Raw genomic sequence first — 19,342 nt, 5'->3', positions numbered from 1 at the left:
ACCCCAGGGCACACGACCGAACATTCAACCAAGGGGTCAGACCCCAGATGGGGTCTGACCCCGCATTCATTGGAGGAAATATGATTTCACGCAGCCGACGACGCATGGTTGCCACGATGGGCGCCGTATCCCTGGGCGGAGCGATGGGCGTTTCGGCCCCGATGGTCCGGGCGCAGGCATCGGCCGGCAAGTATCCCAACCGGCCCATAAAAATCATCGTGCCGCTAGCGCCCGGCGGAGGCAGCGACATCACGACGCGGCAGATCGCCACTCACTTGACCGAGCGCCTGGGCGTGCCCGTCGTGGTCGAGAACAAGCCGGGCGCGGGCGGCAGCATCGGCACCCATGCCGCCGTCAGGGCCCCGGCCGACGGCTATACCCTGCTCATGCTTTCCAGCAGCCATACCTGCAACGCCGCCTTGCGCGAACTGCCTTTCGACTCCATCAACGATATCGAACCGATCACGCTTTTGAAGCGAGAGGCCTTGATACTGGTGGGAAGCCCCAAGCTGCCCGCGAGCAATCTAAAAGAACTCATCGAGTGGGCACGCCGCGAGCCCGGTGCCGTCACCTATGGGTCCTCCGGCGTTGGCGGGATATCCCACCTGAGCATGGAGCATCTGGCCGCCCTTGCCGACATCAAGCTCAACCATATTGCCTACAAAGGAACAGGACCGGCGCTGCAGGACACGATGGGAAACAACATCCATCTGCTTTTTTCATCGGTGGCCGCCGTCGTCCCGGTCGTGCAGGACAAGCGCGTGGCCGGCCTCGCCATCGCGGACGAGCGCATACCGGCGCTGCCGCAGGTTCCCAGCTTCAAAGAGGCCGGCGTCCCGGAATTCCGCTCGGGCTTCTGGCATGCCATAGCAGGCCCCAAAGGCATCCCGCCCGAAATCGTGGCACGGCTGAACGAAGAACTGCGAGCCATCTTGCAGTTGTCCGACATGCAGCAGCGCATCACGGCCGAGGGTAGTCAATCGGTGGGCGGCAGCCCGGAACAACTGATGGAAACCATTCGGGCAGACATCGCGCAATGGACGGACGTGGTCCGAAAAGCCGATATCAAGGCTCTATGATGCGATCGGAGCCGGGAGGGGGTCAGACCCCATGTGGAGTCTGACCCCAAGTAGCGCCTGTGCAAGCGGGGGTCAGACCCGGTACCGGGTCTGACCCCGAGCGACAACCGGAAGAGGCGGCAAGGGGACAGACCCCGTGCGGAAACCAAGTGGGGTCAGACCCCCTGCGGGGTCTGACCCCTTGCCACGGCGGCGAGCAGGCGTTCGCGGCTTTGGCGGACGTGCGCGCGCATGAGGCGTTCCGCGCCGTCCGGATCCCGCCGCTCGATACAGTCGACGATGGCGTGGTGCTCCTGGTGTATATGAGTCATGTCGCGGCGCAGTTGCCCCGAACGCATGCGACACAGCCGAAGCAATGTATACAGGTCCCGGCATAGCAGATTGGTGATCCACTTGTTGCGGCTGCCCAGCACGATGGTGCGATGGAAGTCCTGATCGGAATCCACCTTGAATACCGCCTCCATGTCGCGGCTGCCAAGATTCTCGAGCCCCGACGTGATGGCGCGCAGCCGACGCACCTCCGGCAAAGTCATGTATTCGGCCGCCAGCCGGCTGGCCATGCCTTCCAGCGATTCGCGCACGGTCAGGATCTGGTCCATGTCTTCGACGGACAAATCGGCGACGCGCACCCCTGCATGCGGCACCCGCTCCAGCAGGCGCCGGCCTTCCAGCGTGCGGATCGCCTCCCGCAAGGGACCGCGGCCGATGCCGAGCGTGTCGGCCAGGACCTGCTCGGGCAGCCGCGCGCCCGGGCCGTAATCCCCTCGCAGGATGAGATCTTCAATGCGGCCCATGATCTCATCCACCGACAAACGCTGTCGGACGTCCGCTGCGTCTTGTGGGTCCATTGGCTTCATGTTGGTTCCTTCGACCGAGCCTGCAGCACATACTGCCTGCAATTTCTATGGTTATTGTTGACAATCTTATTTGATTGTCGATAACATTTTCAAGCTGAAAAAGTAATGAATAACCGTATCGTTCGCGGGACACATCCCGCAGGAGGAAGACACCATGGTTTCGACCACACGCCGCCGCTTGATTACTTCCATGGGCGCGCTGTCCGTAGGCAGCGGCCTCGGCATTTCCGCACCGACCGTGCTCGCCCAAGGCTCGCTGGGCGATTACCCCAACCGCCCCATCAAGATCATCGTGCCGCTGGCTGCCGGCGGCGGCGGCGACTTGACCGCAAGGCAATTGGCCCTGCACCTGACCGATCGCCTCGGCGTTCCGGTCGTCGTTGAGAACCGGCCAGGCGCCGGCGGCAGCATCGGCACTCATGCCGCCATCAAATCTCCTCCGGACGGCTATACCCTGGTCATGCTGTCCAGCAGCCATACTTGCAACGCCGCGCTGCGCGAACTGCCCTTCGATTCCATCAACGACATCGAGCCCATCACCCTGTTCAAGCGCGAATCGCTCATCCTCATCGGCAACAAAGACCTGCCTGTGAAGAGCTTCGGCGAACTCGTGGAGTGGGCCAAGCGTGAACCCGGCATCGTCACCTATGGCTCATCCGGCGTCGGCGGCATCACCCACCTGAGCATGGAGCACCTGGCCGACCTCGCGGGAATCAAGCTCAACCACGTCGCCTACAAAGGCACGGGCCCTGCCTTGCAAGACACCATCGGCGGCACGGTCAACCTCATGTTTTCGTCCGTCGCGATCGTCGTGCCGGTCGTTCAGGAAAAGCGCGCCATTGGCCTGGGCATCGCCGACGCCCGCATTCCCGCCTTGCCCGACGTGCCCAGCTTCAAGGAAGCCGGCGTCCCAGGATTCAAATCCGACCTATGGCATGCCGTGGCCGGACCCAAGGGCATCCCCAAGGAAATCGTCGCTCGCTTGAACAAGGAAATGGCCGAAGTCCTGAAAAGTCCGCAAATGCAAGAACGCATCCAGTCCGAAGGCAGCCAGCCCGTCGGAGGCAGCCCCGAGCAACTGCTTGAAACCATCAGTGCCGACATTGCGCAGTGGAAAGACGTCATCCGCAAAGCCGACATCAAAGCGACCTGATACCTGCGGGAACCATGACCAATCCTTCTCTTCACGACGCAGCCGACGCGCTGCGTTCGCGTTGCCGCCGGGTTTTCGAATCCGGCGGCAAGCGCTACGCCTATTATTCCCTGCCCGAGTTGGCGGAGTTCGCCGAGGCGAAGCTTGACCGCCTGCCTTATTCGATCCGTGTCCTGCTTGAAAACCTGCTGCGCCATGCCGATCGCGATGACGTCGGCGGCACGCTGCCGCTTGAAGTGCTGCGCAACTATCACGAGCGTGTCGGCAAAGACACCATACCGCTGATGCTCGCACGCGTGATGGCACAAGACGTCAGCGGCATTCCGGCGCTGATAGACCTGGCCACCATGCGGGACGCCATGGCGCGCGCCGGCGGCGATCCGTCCAGAATCAATCCGCGCATCCCCGTCGAACTCATCGTCGACCACTCGCTGGAGGTCGATCATGCCGGCAAGGATGGCGCGCTCGACTTGAACGTCGCCCTGGAGTATCGCCGCAATCGCGAGCGCTACACCTTCCTGAAATGGGCGCAGCATGCGGTCGACAATCTCTCCATCGTTCCCCCGGGCGCCGGCATCCTGCACCAGATCAATTTGGAGCATCTGGCGCGCGTGGTGTTCGTCGACCACAGCCAGGACCCGCCGCTGGCCTATCCCGATACGCTCGCCGGCACCGACAGCCATACCGCCATGATCAATGCGGTCGGCGTGCTGGGCTGGGGAGTGGGAGGCATCGAAGCGGAAGCGGCCATGCTGGGCGAACCGCTGTCTTTCCTGTTGCCGCCAACGGTTGGCGTGCGCCTGCTGAATCGTCCGAAGGCCGGCGTTACCGCGGCCGACATCGTGCTCACCCTGACTCGCTTGCTGCGCGAGGCCAAAGTGGTGGAAAGTTTCGTCGAATTCACCGGTCCCGCCCTGGACAGTGACGCGCTGACGCTGGAAGACCGCGCGACCCTGGCCAATATGTCCCCGGAGTACGGCTCCACCTGTGGGTTCTTCCCGGTGGACGCGACCACCATAGATTACTTGCGCCGATCCGCCCGCGACGAAGACGCCATCGAACTGGTCGAGCGCTACTGCCGCCTGCAAGGGCTGTGGCGCGATGCTGACGCCCCCGAACCGGAATTCTCGCGCGTCGTCGAGCTGGATCTGGCCACGGTGGAGCCCAGCGCCGCGGGACCGCGCAGGCCGCATGAGCGTGTGGCCCTGCCGGATATTCCGGCCTCTTTCCTCGCCGCCTGCCCGCAAGCGGGGCCTCGCGCGTCGGCCGCCGCCCCGGCGCAACTCGATCATGGCGCGGTCATTCTTGCCGCCATCACGAGCTGTACCAACACTTCCAATCCCAGCGCGATGATCGCCGCGGCGCTGCTGGCGCGCAAGGCCCGCGCCAGAGGCCTGCGGGTGCGCGAATGGGTCAAGACCTCGTTCACGCCCGGCTCGAAAGTCGTCAGCGACTACCTGCGGGCCAGCGGCCTGCAAGCCGATCTGGACGGCCTGGGCTTCCATCTTGCCGGCTATGGCTGCGCCAGCTGCGGCGGCGGCTCGGGCCCGATCGCGCCGGACGTCCAGTCCGCCATCGAAAGCCGGGGCCTCACCGTTTCAGCCGTACTGTCCGGCAACCGGAACTTCGAGGGTCGCATCCACCCGCTCGCCCGCGCCAATTATCTGCTTTCACCGCCGCTGGTCGTCGCCTACGCGCTTGCAGGCAGTGTACGCATGGACCTGACCAAGGAGCCGCTGGGCCTTGCGCCTGACGGCTCGCCCGTGTATTTGTCCGACATCTGGCCGGACAATGCCGAGATCAAGGAGATCGAGAAGCGCTACGTCACGCCGGACCGCTTTCGCACGCAGTACGCCGACATCAGCAAAGGCGACGCCGGATGGCAGACGCTGCCCTCGGGCGGCTCGATGCTCTATGAATGGGATCCCGACAGCACCTACGTACGCCGGCCCCCGTACATCGACCAGCGGCCGCCGGCAAACCGGGCGGTGTGCGGTGCCCGGCCGCTGCTCGTCCTGGGCGACAGCGTGACCACGGACAACATCTCGCCGGCCGACGGCATACGCCCGGATATCCCGGCGGGCCGCTATCTGCAGGATTGCGGCGTCTCGCCATCCGGGCTGCATACCTTCATCGCGCGGCGCGGTAACCACGAGGTCATGATGCGCGGCACCTTTACCGGCGGTCGGCTGGCCAACGAATTGCTGCCGCAAGGCCCAGCGGGAAGCACGCTCGTCATGCCGGAGCGCCGCGTGGCGTCGATCTATGACGCCGCCATGCATTATCTTGCGGCCAGCGTGCCGGTGGTGGTCGTGGCGGGGCGGGAATACGGGACCGGGTCGTCGCGCGACTGGGCGGCAAAAGGAACCCGCCTGCTTGGCGTCCAGGCGGTACTGGCCGAGAGCTTCGAACGCATACACCGCTCGAACCTGGTGAACATGGGCGTACTGCCGCTGCAATTCGAGCCTGGCGTCACGCGAAACTCGCTGGGCATCACCGCCGAGACCCGCTTCGACATCGACGTTCCCGACACGATACAGCCTAACGGCTGGATCGACTGCCGTATCACGGACGCCGACGGCACCCGGACGATACGCCTCCAGGCACGATTGAACACGGTGCACGAAGAGGCGGTATGGCGCAAAGGCGGCATACTGATCAGCATGCTCGATCATTTCCTGATGGGGGGCCAAGCCCCGGCAACGGCCTGATTCCGTTTGGGTCGAGGGTCAAGGGTCAGACCCCGTACGGGGTCTGACCCTGATTCTTTGCTGCTTCTTTGCGGGGTCAGACCCCGAAGGGGGTCTGACCCTACGCTCCTGGGCCAGGCACGCCGCTTGCTGAGCCTCGATCGGATCCGAACCGCCGCCGGGCGGACGGGACGCTTGCAGTTATCTTTGGTCAGGAGAAAAGCATGAAAATAAAAATCTTATCGATGGTGATCGCTCTTGCGTTTGTAGCAGGATGCACCAACACGATGCGCGGCGCGGGGCAGGATATAGAGCGCGGCGGAGAAAAGATACAACAAAAAGCCGGCTAGGGCCGGCATCGCGATGGGATGGCGGTGGGGTTCCGTAGCCTCACCGCCATTTTTTTGGGGTCAGACCCCGCATGGGGGTCTGACCCCGTTACCTGCCCTTGGGGTCGTACCCCGTACGGGGTACGACCCCTTTTCCCCTACGCGTGAGCACGCTGCATGCCCTGGACCACCAGGAAGACGGCGGTGCCGATGGCCAGCATGACCCAGGACGCTGTAAAAATAGCCACCAGGCCCAGCGCAATTGCAACGGCGGAGCCGACGAAAAGCACTTTATTGCGTGGACCCAGAATGGCGCCGATGGCGGTGCCCACGAGTATGGCTGCGAGAATCTGGATGATGTAGTGCATGGATGCCCCCTTCTTATTCATCGAATCCGCGGGCGGCACGAACGAAGCCCGCGTCGTCGTCCATACAGGACCGCACGAGTGTATCATCGAACGTCCCGGAAAAGCCTGCGCCATCCAATGACAATACCGGTCATCGCGATCAGAGCGCCCCCAAGGCTCAAGAGAATCATCGCCGCATCGCGCAGCCCGCCCGCTTTGAGCAGCGGCGGTGTATCCCAGCTGTGCAGAAAATAGAACAGCCAGCGGCCCGCTCTTTCCGATCGGGCAAGGCTCAGATTCACATCTGCCGTGCGCAGGTCGACGTACACCCGCGTGTTGTCCGGATCCGCAAACTCCAGCATCAAGACCGGCAACCCCCGCTTTGCCCCGCCGTTCATGGCTTCGGCATGCCGCTGGTAATAGTAGGCGTCATATTCCGACAATAACGATTGACGCACGATATCGGCCTGGAACAAAGCGGCCGCCGCCGACCGGATTTCCTCCGGACGCCAGCGATCGCCGACGCTCAACCCCTTGCCTTCCGCCCTTACCAGCCGGGTATCGGCCGCCGCATCGTAGGCCAGCACATAGGGTTGGCCTGCCAGGCTCAGCCATGCCAGTTCGACCGGGACGAAACCGGTGTCGCTCAGAGCCGCAAGAATGCGCCGTGGATCATGCAGACCGGAAAAATCCGTGGCGGCCGCTCCTCTATAGGAGGCCATGTCGGGCGAGGCATGCGGAGAGAACACGCGACCGGGGTTCATGGACATCAGCCCGCTGAAGATCCACAAGCAAAGGAACGCGCCGAAGAGCAGTCCGCCCATGTGGTGCCACTTCATCATCGGCGAGCGATAGGGCGAGCGCGATCCCGACTTGTACCGGCCTCTGAAACGCCAGCGCCAGATGCCGACGCACACTCCGCTGGCCGCCAGCACCGTTCCCGCCCCGGACAGCACGATCACGATCCATGACCAGACCGGATCGACGGACTGGAAGCGCAGCATATAGAGCCAATGCAGCCATGCGCCCACGTAATTCCATCGCTGCTGGCTATGTGGCGCATCCAGCACCACCTGTCCGGTTGCCGAGGACACATACAAAGTGGACGGCTCCGGCGAGGAAACCTGGACCTTGTGCAGCGGCCGGTGTATGTCCAGGCCGCGGCCATGGGTCCAGCGATCTTCCTGGACTTCGCCGAGGTAGGTCGAGGCCGTTGCGCCGGCGAAAGCCTGCGCGGAGAGCATGGCATCGCCGGCGGTGGCCGGCTTTTGCAACGCGGACCCGGTCAGCGCCGAAACCGCCTGCATGCGGTCGGGCGCTTTTCGCAAGACATAAGCCGGCCGACCGCCGATCGATGTCAACACGGCCATCGCCATGGAATCGCCCGGCGACCGGCCTTCGAGGTCGCCGAGCGGCACGCAGCATGCGTCCTCGGTAAGCGCGGGCAATGTCGCCAAGCGCTCCGACGGCGTCAGCTTGGGGTAGCCCACATACAGCATCACCACCCCGCTGATGAACCACAGCAGCATCAAGACGCAGCCCCCGATGCCCATCCATCGATGCGCCAGATAGACCAGACGCTTCATTTTGCCCATGGATCGTTCTCCCCTTCCACCGTCAGAACCTATGATTGAAGGTCAGTTCGAAGCGGCGGCCCGGCCCATACAGCCATTGCGTAGGCGTGTAATAGGCGGTGGTGAAGTAGGCTTTGTCGAAGACGTTGTAGCCGCGCGCGGTCAGCGTCGTGTCTTTATCAAGCCGCCAGCGCAGTGCCAAGTCGGTCGTGGTATAGGAAGGCAGCTCCAGCGTGTTGGCATTGTCGGCGTAGCGCTTGCCCACATACTGCACGCCCCCCATGGCCGTCCACCCCGGCGAGAACTCCCAGCTCAGCCACAGGTTGGCGAGGCGCTGGGCGACATTGGGCGGAACCTTCCCGTTGCGCGTCACTGCCACCGGCGGCGAGCCGGAGGATTCGGTGAAGTCGTCGTACCGGGCGCGCAGCATGGTGGCGTTGGCCTCGAGTCGCCAGTGACGGGCCAGTTCCATGGACAGCGAGGCTTCGATCCCCCGCGAGGATTGCGCCCCTACCTGGACACGCCGGGCGGGGTCCAAGGCGTCGCGCGTCAGCAGGTCGGTCTTCCTGATGTGATAGAGCGCCAATGTCCACTCGCCCTTGCCGTCGAGAAGGCTCTGCTTCAGCCCCACCTCGATCTGGCGCCCTCTCGCCATCTCGAACTCGCTGTTTGCGGGGCTCAGCATCAATATGCCGCTCACCGGATCGGCGGCTTCCGAATACTGCGCATACAGAGAGAGGTCGGGCCGCAGCTGAAATACCGTTCCGACTCGAAAGCCCGTGTCCGAATAGCTGCGATCCAGTACCCGCGAGGATGAGACGAGGTCGTCGCGCGAGACCTTGGCGCGGTCATGGCGCAAGCCCGCGATCACCGACCACTCCGGCGTGAGCTCCGTCCGGTTCTCCATGAACAAGGCATATTGGAGGGCCTCGTTGCGGTAGCGCGGTATCGTCGGATAGTCGCTGTGAAAGTATCCCGGGACCGGATCGTAAGGGTCGACGGGCCCGGAGCTGCCCGCGTAGGTGTTGTTGGTGTGCTGAAAGCTGCTGCGGTTGATGTCGAAGCCGACCGAGAACGTGTTCTTGAATGCGCCCAGGCGACCGTCGAAAGCCGCGTTGGCGGTCAGGCCCACCTGCTTCTGGTCATGGCCGATCTCGGTGTTGTCGGAACGGTCGATCAGCCTCGTGGAAGGGTTGTATACGTATTTTTCGGCATTTCTCCAATCCCGCTTGCTGCGGACATGGTAAAGCTTGGCCTTGACCGTGGTGTCATCGCCCGGCGTCCAAAGCGCATCCAGCTCCGTCCAGGCATCCCGATACCGGATTAGGCCATCCGCGATGTTGTAGTTCTCGTCCCTGAGCTCGCCCGCGGGGCGCCCTTCGACCAGTGGCGTTCCGAAGTAGCGCATGGGCTTCTGATAACCCTGCGCATGGCTCAAGGTCAGGCTCAGGTCGCGCGTGGCATCCCATTGCAGCGCCCCCGACAAAGTAAGGTCGCGAGACCGGCCGCGGTCCACCCAGTTTTCGCTCCGGCTTCCGCTCATGTCGAATCGATAAGCCAGCTTGTCGGTCAGGCCGCCGCTGCTGTCGAAGGCGAACCGGGCCGTGTCCTGCGTCCCGGCAGCGAGCTGCAGCTCGTTCTCCACCGGTCCGTGCCGGGGTCGCCGGGGAATCACATTGACGACACCGCCAATGGCGCCGTCGCCATACACCACCGACGCGGGCCCGCGCAGGACCTCTATTCGTTCGATGGACCATGTATCGAACGGAAAGGTGACGCCCACCCCGCCATACTGCCGCATGCCGTCATACAGGCGCATGACCGACGTGCTGTCGGTGAAGCCTCGCGAAGACAGCGCGGACCCGCCGTTTCCCGGGTGGCCCATTGCGCTGATTCCGCCCGCCCGGGTGATGGCTTCGAGCACGCTTGCATCACCGCGCTCCTCCAATTGCTCGCGGCGGATGATGTCGAGGCTCGCGGGCGTTTCGCGGGGAGTGAGATTCAGGCTGGAGCCTGTGGACGCGGGCGTGTCCAGGACGGCGGTCGATTGGCTCTTGATCACGATGGCCGGTAAGGTGGCGGTGCCGCCCTGGGCATGCGACGTAGACGCCCCCATTGAAAGCACGAAGACGGCGATGTGCGGAGCCACGGTCGCGAGACCGCGTCCCCGCCGGTTCGGCGCCACCACGCCGATACGTAGGAAGTTCATGTTGATTCCCTGAAGAAGTCAAAGCGGTGCACGGAATCCGAGGAATCCGTGCGTGTCGTAAGGGATCAAGCAGGAACGGGTGGCGCCCTGGAGGGAGGCGTCTTCCAGACTCGGTTCTCGTGGACGAAGTCCTTGCCGGGAGGCTGGAAGCGCAGCACAGTGACGGCAGCCGTCGGGACGGCGGCCGTGCATGAGGGAATGTCGCAAGGGTGAAAGCAAAGCAGGCAATGGCCTGCATGAAGATCGCCGCTGTCGAGATCCGTGGCAGGATCCCCGTTTTCATCCAGCGCAATGAGCCTTCCGCCATCGGCGGTGCAAAGATGCACCCATACGACCTGCGATGCTTCGCCCGCCCAGACCGTCTTGGCGGTAGGGGCGAACACGGCAAACAGGAACGCAACCAGCAAACACCAACTGGTTCGTCGGAGCATCGACAGATGGGTGGCCATGAGCTTATGGGCGGGACGCTATGGGCGAAATCTTAGCATGGTGGAAGGGGTCAGACCCCATGCGGGGTCAGACCCCGGCCTCGATGAACGAAATCCCAGCATGGGGTCAGACCCTGTACGGGGTCTGCCCCCCTTCTACTCTTTCGCAGCGCCGGATTTCTCGACGATGTCCGCCCACTTTTTATTCTCTTTGCCGATGAAGGCGGCGAATTCCTCGGGGGTCTGGACCATGGGATCGGATCCTATCTTTTCAAGCTTTTCTTTCATTTCGGGCGTGGCCACGACCTGGCGGATGGCGTCCCCTACTTTTTTCACCACCTCGTCCGGTGTGCCGGCCGGCGCCAGTATCCCGTACCAGATGGTGAATGTGCGGCGGCGCCGATGCACAGTATGGCACCCGCGAGCAACCCGCCGAGCTTGTTCAGTTTGAGCATGGACAGCACCTCCTTGTTGGAAACGGCATCACGAAAGGAAACAGCGCCGATAGCCAGGGCTCGCGACGCTAAAAGGTGGACGGGTGGGGGATGTGTTCGTCGCGCTTTTGAATGCGGCGAGCGTGAGCGATCATTTCGGCGGGAGGCCGTGCGTGCTGATACCCGCGCCGCGTCACGCCGATGCCGAGCGCTTTCAGGTCCGCCATGATTTCCGCCATCTTCAGGTTGGCGCTCAGGCCGTCGACGATGGGGGCGTCGTCGATACGCGTGACACCCGCCCGGACAATGGCCTCACTGAGATAGAGCTGGCCGGGAATGATGGCCTCGGCGCCTTGCCGGATGGCGCGCCGCGCGGCTCGCATGAAGGGTTCCAACAAAGGTTCCGCGTGCGTCAGACCGCTGCCCACCAGGTTGAAATCCGCCTCGATCAGGGCGGTCGGCAGCGCGCGCTCGGACAGTCCCAACCACCGTATGCGCAGGTCCATCATCTGGTCGAAGCCTTCTTGAAAGACCAGGACGGCGAACTTGCTGGAAAGACTGCAGGCAATGTGCATGGCCGATTCGCCGTAGCCCACCACGGGAATGTCCACCAATGCGCGCGCCTGTTCCAGAGCCGGATCCTGGACGGAGCCGATGGCGAAGACATCGTAGCCTTCCGCTTCGGCCCGCAAGGCGTTATCGAGGATGAACTGTTCGGCCATATTGGCCATGTAGGGATATTTGAGTACTTCGGAGGGCACGCTGCCGCCATACAGCCCTTCGGGCATGCCGACGAAGTCGACCTGGACCCCGGGACGCGCGATCTTCTCCGCCCGCTCTTGCATTCCCGAGAAATACCCTGGGGTTCGACCCATTTCGATCAGGCTCTGAAAAAGGATGCGCATGAATCGTTTCCTCGGCTTTGGCCATGACGAAAGCGTCTTTGCCTGGCTTTTTTGCGGACCGCAGACGCGTCGCGTACCGTTTTCTGTACGTTCGCCAAGTATACAGCTGCCGAGGGGTCAGACCCCATGCGTAGCTGCTGAGGGGTCAGACCCCATGCGGGGTCTGACCCCGACTCCGTTATGAAGGGTCTGACCCCGGCTCCGATCCGCAGTGGGGTTAGACCCCGCATGGGGTCTGACCCCCGCCGGCGTTTAACCCACATCAAGCATTCTGCGATTCATGGCAGCTTTTCCTTGAAACACTATATGTAGTGAATTAGAGTTCACAAAACACTACATATAGTTGATTGGAAAAATCATGACAGATATCGCAGTAAAGCCTTCCATCGAGGAATACCTCAGCAAAGCGGACTGGCGCGTGAACGCCAACGCGAACCAAGGCTATTCGCTGGGCGGGCTCATCCTCAATGTCTCGGGCAAAGTCATCGCGAATTACTGGCTGGATCATGTCTATCCACCCGCGGTGGGCGCCGCCCACCGAAATGCGGACCTGCACATCCATGACCTGGACATGCTTTCCGGGTACTGCGCCGGCTGGTCGCTGCGCACCCTGCTCAATGAAGGACTGAACGGCGTGCCCGGCAAGGTGGAAGCCGGTCCTCCACGCCATATGTCCAGCGCCGTGGGTCAAATCGTGAATTTCCTGGGGACCATGCAGAATGAGTGGGCGGGCGCGCAAGCATTCAGCTCCTTCGACACCTACATGGCACCCTATGTCCGCAAAGACGGCCTCCGCTACGAGGATGTCCGCCAGTCCATGCAGGAACTCATCTACAACCTCAATGTGCCTTCACGCTGGGGCACGCAGACGCCGTTCACGAACCTCACGTTCGACTGGGTGTGCCCCGAAGACCTGCGCGATCAGGTGCCGGTGGTCGCGGGTGAGGAAATGCCGTTCACCTATGGCGATCTGCAAGCCGAAATGGACGTGATCAATCGCGCCTATATCGAAGTGATGATGGCCGGAGACGCGAAGGGCAGGGTCTTCACCTTTCCGATTCCCACCTACAACATCACCGAAGACTTCGACTGGCACAGCCCCAATGCCGAACTGCTGTTCGAAATGACCGCGCGCTACGGGCTCCCCTACTTCCAGAACTTCATCAATTCCGAACTCAAGCCCAATATGATCCGCTCCATGTGCTGCCGGCTGCAGCTGGATCTTCGCGAGCTTCTCAAACGAGGCAACGGCCTGTTCGGCTCCGCGGAGCAAACGGGTTCACTGGGCGTTGTCACCGTCAATTGCGCGCGGCTGGGTCATCTCTTTGCGGGAGACGAAACCGCCCTGTTCGCCCGGCTGGATGAGCTGCTTTGCCTGGGGCGGGACAGCCTGGAACTCAAGCGCGCACTCATTCAAAGATTGATGGACGACGGCCTGTTTCCCTACACCCGCCGCTACCTCGGCACATTGCGCAATCACTTCTCTACGCTGGGCGTCAACGGCATCAATGAGATGATCCGAAACTTCACCGCCGATGATCACGACATCACGACGGAATGGGGCCATGGTTTCGCCTTGCGGGCGCTCGATCACGTGCGCCGGCGAATCACCGGCTTCCAGCAGGAAACAGGCCATATGTACAACCTGGAAGCGACGCCCGCCGAAGGAACGACCTACCGGTTCGCCAAGGAGGACCGGAAGCGCTATCCGGACATGCTGCAAGCCGGCACGGACGAAATGCCGTACTACACGAACTCGTCCCAATTGCCCGTGGGTTTCACCGACGATCCCTTCGAGGCCCTCGAACGCCAGGACACGCTGCAATGCAAGTACACCGGCGGCACGGTGCTGCATCTTTACATGACCGAACCGCTTTCCAGCGCTGATGCATGCCGAAACCTGGTCAAGCGCGCGCTCGGCAACTTCCGTCTGCCCTACATCACGGTGACCCCGACTTTTTCCATCTGCCCCGTCCATGGCTATCTGGGCGGCAGCCACCCATTCTGCCCCAAATGCGACGAGGAGATCCTGGCTCGCAAGCGGAAGGACGCCGATGCCGAACACAGCATCGCATTGGCCGTGTGATCGGCCGTTTCAACCATCCATCTCAATCTTTTCAACAAGGAAAGCTCATCATGACTGAACATCAGCAAGCCATCACATTGACGGACGGCGAACGCCAGCCCTGCGAAATATGGACCCGCGTCATGGGCTACCATCGCCCCGTTTCCTCTTTCAACATCGGCAAGAAAGGCGAGTTCCACGAGCGCCGGTATTTCAACGAAAACGCTAAGGGGTCAGACCCCATACGGGGTCTGACCCCGGCTCTCTGACGCCGACAAACTTACTTGGGGTCAGACCCCGCATGGGGTCTGACCCCGGCCATCTGCCCCGGCCAATTTACTTTGGGGTAAGACCCCGGATGGGGTCTGACCCCGGCCATCTGCCCCGGCCAATTTACTTTGGGGTAAGACCCCGGATGGGGTCTGACCCCATGCACCCAAGCCAATACCGAATATGACCTTGCACGTCCCCAACAAGCTGAAAGTGGGCGGCATCACGCCGTTCACGGCCACCGACTATCCTGGCAAGCTTTCCGCCGTGATCTTTGTGCAGGGCTGCCCGTGGCGTTGCGGGTATTGCCACAATCCGCACTTGCAGATCCGCACGGCGCATAGCCCCGTTCCCTGGTCGGACGTGACGGGACTGCTCCGCCGCCGGGTCGGGCTGATCGATGCCGTGGTCTTCAGCGGCGGCGAACCAACGATGGATCCGGGCCTCGAGGCCGCCATCCATGAAGTGCGCAGCCTGGGCTTTCTGGTCGGACTGCACAGTGGAGGCACCCATCCCGCGAGGTTGCGGAAAGTGCTGCCGTTGCTGGACTGGGTGGGCCTGGACATCAAAGCCGATGCCGATGGCTATGAACGGGTCACAAAGACGAAAGGCAGCGGCACCCATGCCTTCGACAGCTTGAGCGCCGTGCTGGATAGCGGCGTTCATCATGAATGCCGGACGACCATCCACCCTTCTCTGCACAGCGAAGACCAGTTGCGCACGCTCGCGCGCCGCTTGGCCGGCGCGGGCGTGACGCATTATGCGCTGCAGGTATTCCGCGCCACCGGCTGCGTGGACCCAGAACTGAACGGGACACCCGTTGCCGCCTACCCGAGCCCGGCCCTGGCGGAAGAGCTGAAAGAGCTGTTCCCATTCTTCATCTTGAGGAACGGCGGCTGATGTGGGGTCAGACCCGCGGATGATGTGGGGTCTGACCCCGCGGATGACGTAGGGTCTGACCCCGTACGGCAGATGATGTGGGGTCAGACCCCGTACGGGGTCTGACCCCTTGCTCAAATATGGCTCAAAAAACATATGGTTTTGACATCATATGTCATTGATACCATAATACGCCCTGGTGGCGCATCGTTCCGCGGCATCGGCAGCTCGGCCGGGCACCCGCCACACTCATTCCTACCGAAACAAAGGATCTTCCCCATGGCAAGGAAATCGGATGACGTTGCCCCGCGTCATATGCGCCGTAAGCAGAAGGTCGAGTCCAAGGAAAGGCAAGTGGTAACGCTGAAAGAATTGCGCAAAACCGCAAAACAGACCCAGAAAGACCTGGCAGACGCGCTCGGCGTCGGCCAGGACACGATCTCGCGCCTGGAAAAACGAAGCGACATGCTGATTTCCACGCTGCAGCACTATGTGGAAAGCATAGGCGGCCGGCTTGAACTCGTGGCCGTCTTTCCGGACCGCCCCCCGATGGTCATCGACCGCCTTGCCCAGGACAAGCTCCCGCAAGAAAAGAACGGTGCCGACCACAGCGCCCGCAACCGAAAATAAATCGGCCGGCCGTGATCCTTACTCTGTACCTTGACGCATGATTCAGACACCTTACTACCTGATAGACAAAACCGCCTTGCTGCGCAACCTGCAGATCATCGACCGCGTTCGCGAGCGCTCCGGCGCGAAAGTCCTGCTGGCATTGAAATGTTTTGCCGCATGGTCGGTCTTCGACCTCATGAGCAAGCACATGGACGGCACGACCTCCTCGTCCTTGTACGAGGTCAAGCTGGGCCGCCAAAAATTCGGAGGTGAAACGCACGCCTATAGCGTCGCCTTTGCCGATCACGAAATCGAAGAAGCGGTGGCTCATTGCGACAAGATCATCTTCAATTCGATCAGCCAGCTCACGCGCTTCGAATCGTTTGCGCAAGGCAAACCCAAAGGCTTGCGCCTGAACCCGGGAATCAGCCGTGCCAGCTTCGACCTGGCTGATCCTGCGCGCGAGTTCAGCCGACTGGGCGAAAGCGATCCCGCGCGCATCATGTCCGTCATCGACCGTCTGGACGGCGTGATGATCCACAACAACTGCGAAAACAACGACTTCTCGAGTTTCGACGATCTGCTCAGCCAGACCGAAGAGCGTTATGGCGACATATTGCGGCAATTGCGCTGGGTCAGCCTCGGAGGCGGCATAGGCTTTACATCGCCGAACTACGCCCTGGACGCCTTTTGCGACCGCCTGCGCCGCTTCGCCGAAACCTACGGCGTCCAGGTCTATCTGGAGCCCGGCGAAGCCGCCGTGCGCCACACCACGACATTGGAAGTCAGCGTGCTGGATACGGGGCACAACGGCAAGAACCTGGCGATGGTCGACAGCTCCACCGAAGCGCACATGCTCGATCTCCTGATCTATCGGGAAACCGCTCCCATCGGAGACCAGACCGGCAACCATCACTACATGATTTGCGGCAAGACCTGTCTGGCCGGAGACATTTTCGGGGAAGCCCGCTTCGGGGCTCCCCTGCAAGTCGGCGACCGCCTTTCAATCGGCGACGCGGGCGGCTACACCATGGTGAAGAAGAACTGGTTCAACGGCATACATATGCCGGCCATTGCCATCAAGGAACTCGATGGCAGCGTACGCGTAATACGCGAATTTTCTTTTGAGGACTACGTCAGCAGCCTGTCCTGACACAGTTCAATTTTGTACGAGAGAGGTCAAACAATGAAACGAAACGTCCTTATTATCGGCGCGGGTGGCGTGGCTCATGTCGCAGCACACAAGTGCGCTCAAAATAACAAGGTTCTGGGCGATATCCATATTGCTTCGCGCACGCTTGGCAAGTGTCAGGCCATTATCGATTCAATTCACGAAAAGGGCAGTCTGCAGAGCGCCGGCCGTTTGGAAGCTCATCAACTCGACGCCATGGATATCGAGGCCACCAAGTTTCTCATTCGGGCGACCCACAGCCAGATCGTGATCAACGTCGGCTCTCCCTTCTTGAACATGTCGGTCCTCACTGCCTGCATCGAAACCGGCGCCGCTTATCTCGACACCGCTATACACGAGGACCCCGCGAAGGTGTGCGAAGCGCCGCCCTGGTATGGCAACTACGAATGGAAACGGCGCCAGGCCTGCAAGGACGCCCGTGTCACCGCCATTCTCGGGGTGGGATTCGACCCCGGCGTGGTCAACGCCTATGCGCGATTCGCCCTGGACACCTATTTCGACCGCGTCGACTCCATCGATATCATCGACATCAACGCCGGCAACCATGGGCGCTACTTTGCCACCAACTTCGATCCCGAAATCAATTTCCGCGAGTTCACCTCGACCGTCTGGTCGTGGGAACAGAATCAATGGAAGGCGAATTCGATGTTCGAACGCCGGAAGGACTGGGACATGCCGGTCACCGGCACCAGCACCACCTACCTGACGGGCCATGACGAATTGCATTCGATGTCGCAGAACCTGGGTGTGCCCAATATCCGTTTCTGGATGAGCTTCAGCGAGCACTACATCAATGTATTCACCGTCTTGAAGAACCTGGGCCTGCTGTCCGAACAGCCCGTGCGCACCGCCAGGGGCGTCGAAGTCGTACCGCTGGAAGTGGTCAAGGCGGTGCTCCCCGATCCCGCGTCGCTTGCGCCCAATTACACCGGCAAAACATGTATTGGCGATCTGATCCAGGGCACCAAGGACGGACAAGCGCAACAAGTGCTGATCTACAACACCTGCGACCATAAAGAGTGCTACGAGGAAGTGGGAAGCCAGGCGATCTCCTACACCGCCGGCGTTCCCGCAGTGGCCGCGGCCATGCTGATCGCCAAAGGAACATGGGACGTCGGCCAGATGGCCAATGTGGAAGAACTGGATGCCGCGCCTTTCATTGAGCTCATGAACCGCATGGGCCTGGTGAGCCGGATCAAAGACGCGCAGGGCGATCGCATCTTGCATCCTCGGCAGGAATCGGCCTATGAATCGAAGCCCCGGATGCTCGTCAATTATTGACGCCACTGCCCTAGCGCATTACGCCGCCCGACGGGGTCAGACCCCGTACGGGTCTGACCCCATTCTGGCATAAGGCCGGCAGCGGGCGCCTGGCTTTTCGCGCCCAGATGCACAAGCAGGCTTTGAATGGGCGGCGACAACTCATTCCAGTCTCGAAAGCACAAGCATAGCTGCCGCCTTGCCCATTTTTCGGCCAGCGGAATAGTCCGATATCCATTTTTCCGCCGGTATCGGCCGGCGAGGCTGCGCGGGAGTATCGCCACGCCCACACCGTCCGACACCATGCCGCATACGCCTTCGAATGTCTTCATATGCACGCGCATGGCCAGATCGCGTCCTTCGGCGCGGGCATGCGCCTCGATGTGCTCCTGAAGTGCATTGCGGGACGTCAGACCGACGAAAGCCTCGTCCAGGATGTCGATGAATCGCACCGCAGCGCATTCCGCAAGCCTATGCGCCCGAGGCACGATCAAGGCGAGATGGTCCTTGGCGATGGCCTTGCGGACCAGGCCGTTCGCGTCGACCGCGTCGGACACGATGCCGGCCTCGGCAAGCCCGGCGTGGAGCATCCGGACGATTTCCACGCTCGTTCGCTCCTTCAGCTCGACCCTCAGGCCCGGGCGAGCCGCAAGCCAGGGACCCAGCGTGCGCGGCAAGAATACCGTCAGCGCGGCGGTATTGGCATATAGATGTATGGTCCCGCGCGCGCCCAGGGCGAAGTCGCGCAGTTCTCCCTTCAGCAAAGCCTGCCGGCGAAGAATCAGCCGCGCATGATGGGCCAGCGCCTCGCCCGCTTCCGTTGTCGCCACCCCGCGGCTGCGCCGTTCGAGCAGCTTCAAGCCCAGGTCGGCCTCCATGCCGCGCAGGCGCTCGCTGGCGGAAGCCAGGGCGAGATTTGCCCGCAGCGCCCCCTGCGTGATGCTGCCCGCGTCCACGATGCAAAGAAATAGCCGCAGATCCGACAGATCGAGCCGCATGGCCGTCCCCAGTTCCGCCTTCGGCTGAGCCGAAGGCTGGCATATGAAAACCGCATTGTGC

Annotated in this window: 18 protein-coding genes; 10 read left to right on the top strand and 8 right to left on the bottom strand. The window is 62.0% G+C overall.

What is annotated here, in order from left to right; translation table 11 throughout:
* Positions 1-80 precede the first annotated feature (80 nt).
* Complete coding sequence (locus tag ACSBPU_RS04855; RefSeq protein ID WP_442596094.1) at positions 81-1,079, top strand: Bug family tripartite tricarboxylate transporter substrate binding protein; 999 nt, start codon at positions 81-83, stop codon at positions 1,077-1,079.
* A gap of 155 nt (positions 1,080-1,234) precedes the next feature.
* On the opposite strand, the gene ACSBPU_RS04850 is transcribed toward ACSBPU_RS04855, so the two are convergent.
* A complete protein-coding gene (locus ACSBPU_RS04850; protein ID WP_442596092.1) occupies positions 1,235-1,936 on the bottom strand; it encodes a GntR family transcriptional regulator in 702 nt (233 codons plus the stop codon).
* A gap of 154 nt (positions 1,937-2,090) precedes the next feature.
* Between ACSBPU_RS04850 and ACSBPU_RS04845 the strand changes: the two genes are divergently transcribed.
* The 3 genes from ACSBPU_RS04845 (at position 2,091) to ACSBPU_RS04835 (ending at position 6,129) form a co-directional block, all read left to right on the top strand.
* Positions 2,091-3,089 (top strand): Bug family tripartite tricarboxylate transporter substrate binding protein, encoded by a 999-nt coding sequence (locus ACSBPU_RS04845; protein WP_442596090.1) that lies wholly within the window; start codon positions 2,091-2,093, stop codon positions 3,087-3,089.
* A gap of 14 nt (positions 3,090-3,103) precedes the next feature.
* Positions 3,104-5,800 carry an aconitate hydratase AcnA gene (gene acnA, locus ACSBPU_RS04840; RefSeq protein WP_442596088.1) on the top strand — a complete coding sequence of 899 codons (2,697 nt, stop codon included), beginning with the start codon at positions 3,104-3,106 and terminating at the stop codon, positions 5,798-5,800.
* A 203-nt stretch (positions 5,801-6,003) separates the two neighbouring features.
* Complete coding sequence (locus ACSBPU_RS04835; RefSeq protein WP_180065461.1) at positions 6,004-6,129, top strand: entericidin A/B family lipoprotein; 126 nt, start codon at positions 6,004-6,006, stop codon at positions 6,127-6,129.
* 137 nt (positions 6,130-6,266) lie between these two features.
* On the opposite strand, the gene ACSBPU_RS04830 is transcribed toward ACSBPU_RS04835, so the two are convergent.
* The 6 genes from ACSBPU_RS04830 to ACSBPU_RS04805 all read right to left on the bottom strand — a co-directional run bounded on the left by ACSBPU_RS04830 (position 6,267) and on the right by ACSBPU_RS04805 (position 12,005).
* A complete protein-coding gene (locus tag ACSBPU_RS04830) occupies positions 6,267-6,476 on the bottom strand; it encodes a hypothetical protein (RefSeq protein ID WP_442596086.1) in 210 nt (69 codons plus the stop codon).
* Between the two features lie 83 nt (positions 6,477-6,559).
* Complete coding sequence (locus tag ACSBPU_RS04825) at positions 6,560-8,050, bottom strand: PepSY domain-containing protein (protein ID WP_442596084.1); 1,491 nt, start codon at positions 8,048-8,050, stop codon at positions 6,560-6,562.
* 22 nt (positions 8,051-8,072) lie between these two features.
* Complete coding sequence (locus ACSBPU_RS04820; protein ID WP_442598556.1) at positions 8,073-10,145, bottom strand: TonB-dependent receptor; 2,073 nt, start codon at positions 10,143-10,145, stop codon at positions 8,073-8,075.
* 158 nt (positions 10,146-10,303) lie between these two features.
* Positions 10,304-10,687, bottom strand: coding sequence for a DUF2946 family protein (locus ACSBPU_RS04815; protein WP_442596082.1), 384 nt, complete (start codon positions 10,685-10,687; stop codon positions 10,304-10,306).
* A gap of 135 nt (positions 10,688-10,822) precedes the next feature.
* On the bottom strand, positions 10,823-11,074 hold the full coding sequence (locus tag ACSBPU_RS04810; protein ID WP_442596080.1) for a Bug family tripartite tricarboxylate transporter substrate binding protein: 252 nt from the start codon (positions 11,072-11,074) through the stop codon (positions 10,823-10,825).
* A gap of 115 nt (positions 11,075-11,189) precedes the next feature.
* Entirely contained in the window at positions 11,190-12,005 is an 816-nt protein-coding gene (locus tag ACSBPU_RS04805; protein ID WP_442596078.1) for an aspartate/glutamate racemase family protein, read from the bottom strand.
* Between the two features lie 358 nt (positions 12,006-12,363).
* On the opposite strand from ACSBPU_RS04805, the gene ACSBPU_RS04800 reads away from it, so the two are divergent.
* The 6 genes from ACSBPU_RS04800 to ACSBPU_RS04775 all read left to right on the top strand — a co-directional run bounded on the left by ACSBPU_RS04800 (position 12,364) and on the right by ACSBPU_RS04775 (position 18,304).
* Positions 12,364-14,091, top strand: coding sequence for a ribonucleoside triphosphate reductase (locus tag ACSBPU_RS04800; RefSeq protein WP_442596076.1), 1,728 nt, complete (start codon positions 12,364-12,366; stop codon positions 14,089-14,091).
* A 50-nt stretch (positions 14,092-14,141) separates the two neighbouring features.
* Positions 14,142-14,339, top strand: coding sequence for an anaerobic ribonucleoside-triphosphate reductase (gene nrdD / locus ACSBPU_RS04795; RefSeq protein WP_442596074.1), 198 nt, complete (start codon positions 14,142-14,144; stop codon positions 14,337-14,339).
* A 184-nt stretch (positions 14,340-14,523) separates the two neighbouring features.
* Positions 14,524-15,240 carry an anaerobic ribonucleoside-triphosphate reductase activating protein gene (locus tag ACSBPU_RS04790; protein ID WP_442596072.1) on the top strand — a complete coding sequence of 239 codons (717 nt, stop codon included), beginning with the start codon at positions 14,524-14,526 and terminating at the stop codon, positions 15,238-15,240.
* Between the two features lie 258 nt (positions 15,241-15,498).
* Positions 15,499-15,849 (top strand): helix-turn-helix domain-containing protein, encoded by a 351-nt coding sequence (locus ACSBPU_RS04785; RefSeq protein ID WP_180065482.1) that lies wholly within the window; start codon positions 15,499-15,501, stop codon positions 15,847-15,849.
* 37 nt (positions 15,850-15,886) lie between these two features.
* Positions 15,887-16,984 (top strand): carboxynorspermidine decarboxylase, encoded by a 1,098-nt coding sequence (locus tag ACSBPU_RS04780; protein ID WP_442596070.1) that lies wholly within the window; start codon positions 15,887-15,889, stop codon positions 16,982-16,984.
* A 33-nt stretch (positions 16,985-17,017) separates the two neighbouring features.
* The gene (locus ACSBPU_RS04775) at positions 17,018-18,304 is read left to right on the top strand and encodes a saccharopine dehydrogenase C-terminal domain-containing protein (protein WP_442596068.1); all 1,287 of its coding nucleotides are present in this window, start codon (positions 17,018-17,020) and stop codon (positions 18,302-18,304) included.
* Here the strand turns inward: ACSBPU_RS04775 and ACSBPU_RS04770 are convergent.
* Positions 18,298-19,281, bottom strand: coding sequence for a LysR family transcriptional regulator (locus ACSBPU_RS04770; protein WP_442596066.1), 984 nt, complete (start codon positions 19,279-19,281; stop codon positions 18,298-18,300). The two genes, ACSBPU_RS04775 and ACSBPU_RS04770, sit on opposite strands and share 7 nt — an antisense overlap.
* Positions 19,282-19,342: the final 61 nt, after the last annotated feature.

Origin of the sequence: Parapusillimonas sp. JC17 (assembly GCF_052180245.1) — a bacterium.
Taxonomy (GTDB): Bacteria; Pseudomonadota; Gammaproteobacteria; order Burkholderiales; family Burkholderiaceae_B; genus Parapusillimonas.
Note: the sequence above shows the minus strand (reverse complement) of the source record. Positions and strands in the feature narration are given on the sequence as shown.

Coding starts and splice junctions, on each gene's coding strand:
- ACSBPU_RS04855 (WP_442596094.1), top strand. CDS start 81: ATGATTTCACGCAGCCGACGACGCATGGTTGCCACGATGGGCGCCGTA.
- ACSBPU_RS04850 (WP_442596092.1), bottom strand. CDS start 1,936: ATGAAGCCAATGGACCCACAAGACGCAGCGGACGTCCGACAGCGTTTG.
- ACSBPU_RS04845 (WP_442596090.1), top strand. CDS start 2,091: ATGGTTTCGACCACACGCCGCCGCTTGATTACTTCCATGGGCGCGCTG.
- acnA (WP_442596088.1), top strand. CDS start 3,104: ATGACCAATCCTTCTCTTCACGACGCAGCCGACGCGCTGCGTTCGCGT.
- ACSBPU_RS04835 (WP_180065461.1), top strand. CDS start 6,004: ATGAAAATAAAAATCTTATCGATGGTGATCGCTCTTGCGTTTGTAGCA.
- ACSBPU_RS04830 (WP_442596086.1), bottom strand. CDS start 6,476: ATGCACTACATCATCCAGATTCTCGCAGCCATACTCGTGGGCACCGCC.
- ACSBPU_RS04825 (WP_442596084.1), bottom strand. CDS start 8,050: ATGGGCAAAATGAAGCGTCTGGTCTATCTGGCGCATCGATGGATGGGC.
- ACSBPU_RS04820 (WP_442598556.1), bottom strand. CDS start 10,145: ATGGGGGCGTCTACGTCGCATGCCCAGGGCGGCACCGCCACCTTACCG.
- ACSBPU_RS04815 (WP_442596082.1), bottom strand. CDS start 10,687: ATGGCCACCCATCTGTCGATGCTCCGACGAACCAGTTGGTGTTTGCTG.
- ACSBPU_RS04805 (WP_442596078.1), bottom strand. CDS start 12,005: ATGCGCATCCTTTTTCAGAGCCTGATCGAAATGGGTCGAACCCCAGGG.
- ACSBPU_RS04800 (WP_442596076.1), top strand. CDS start 12,364: ATGACAGATATCGCAGTAAAGCCTTCCATCGAGGAATACCTCAGCAAA.
- nrdD (WP_442596074.1), top strand. CDS start 14,142: ATGACTGAACATCAGCAAGCCATCACATTGACGGACGGCGAACGCCAG.
- ACSBPU_RS04790 (WP_442596072.1), top strand. CDS start 14,524: ATGACCTTGCACGTCCCCAACAAGCTGAAAGTGGGCGGCATCACGCCG.
- ACSBPU_RS04785 (WP_180065482.1), top strand. CDS start 15,499: ATGGCAAGGAAATCGGATGACGTTGCCCCGCGTCATATGCGCCGTAAG.
- ACSBPU_RS04780 (WP_442596070.1), top strand. CDS start 15,887: ATGATTCAGACACCTTACTACCTGATAGACAAAACCGCCTTGCTGCGC.
- ACSBPU_RS04775 (WP_442596068.1), top strand. CDS start 17,018: ATGAAACGAAACGTCCTTATTATCGGCGCGGGTGGCGTGGCTCATGTC.
- ACSBPU_RS04770 (WP_442596066.1), bottom strand. CDS start 19,281: ATGCGGCTCGATCTGTCGGATCTGCGGCTATTTCTTTGCATCGTGGAC.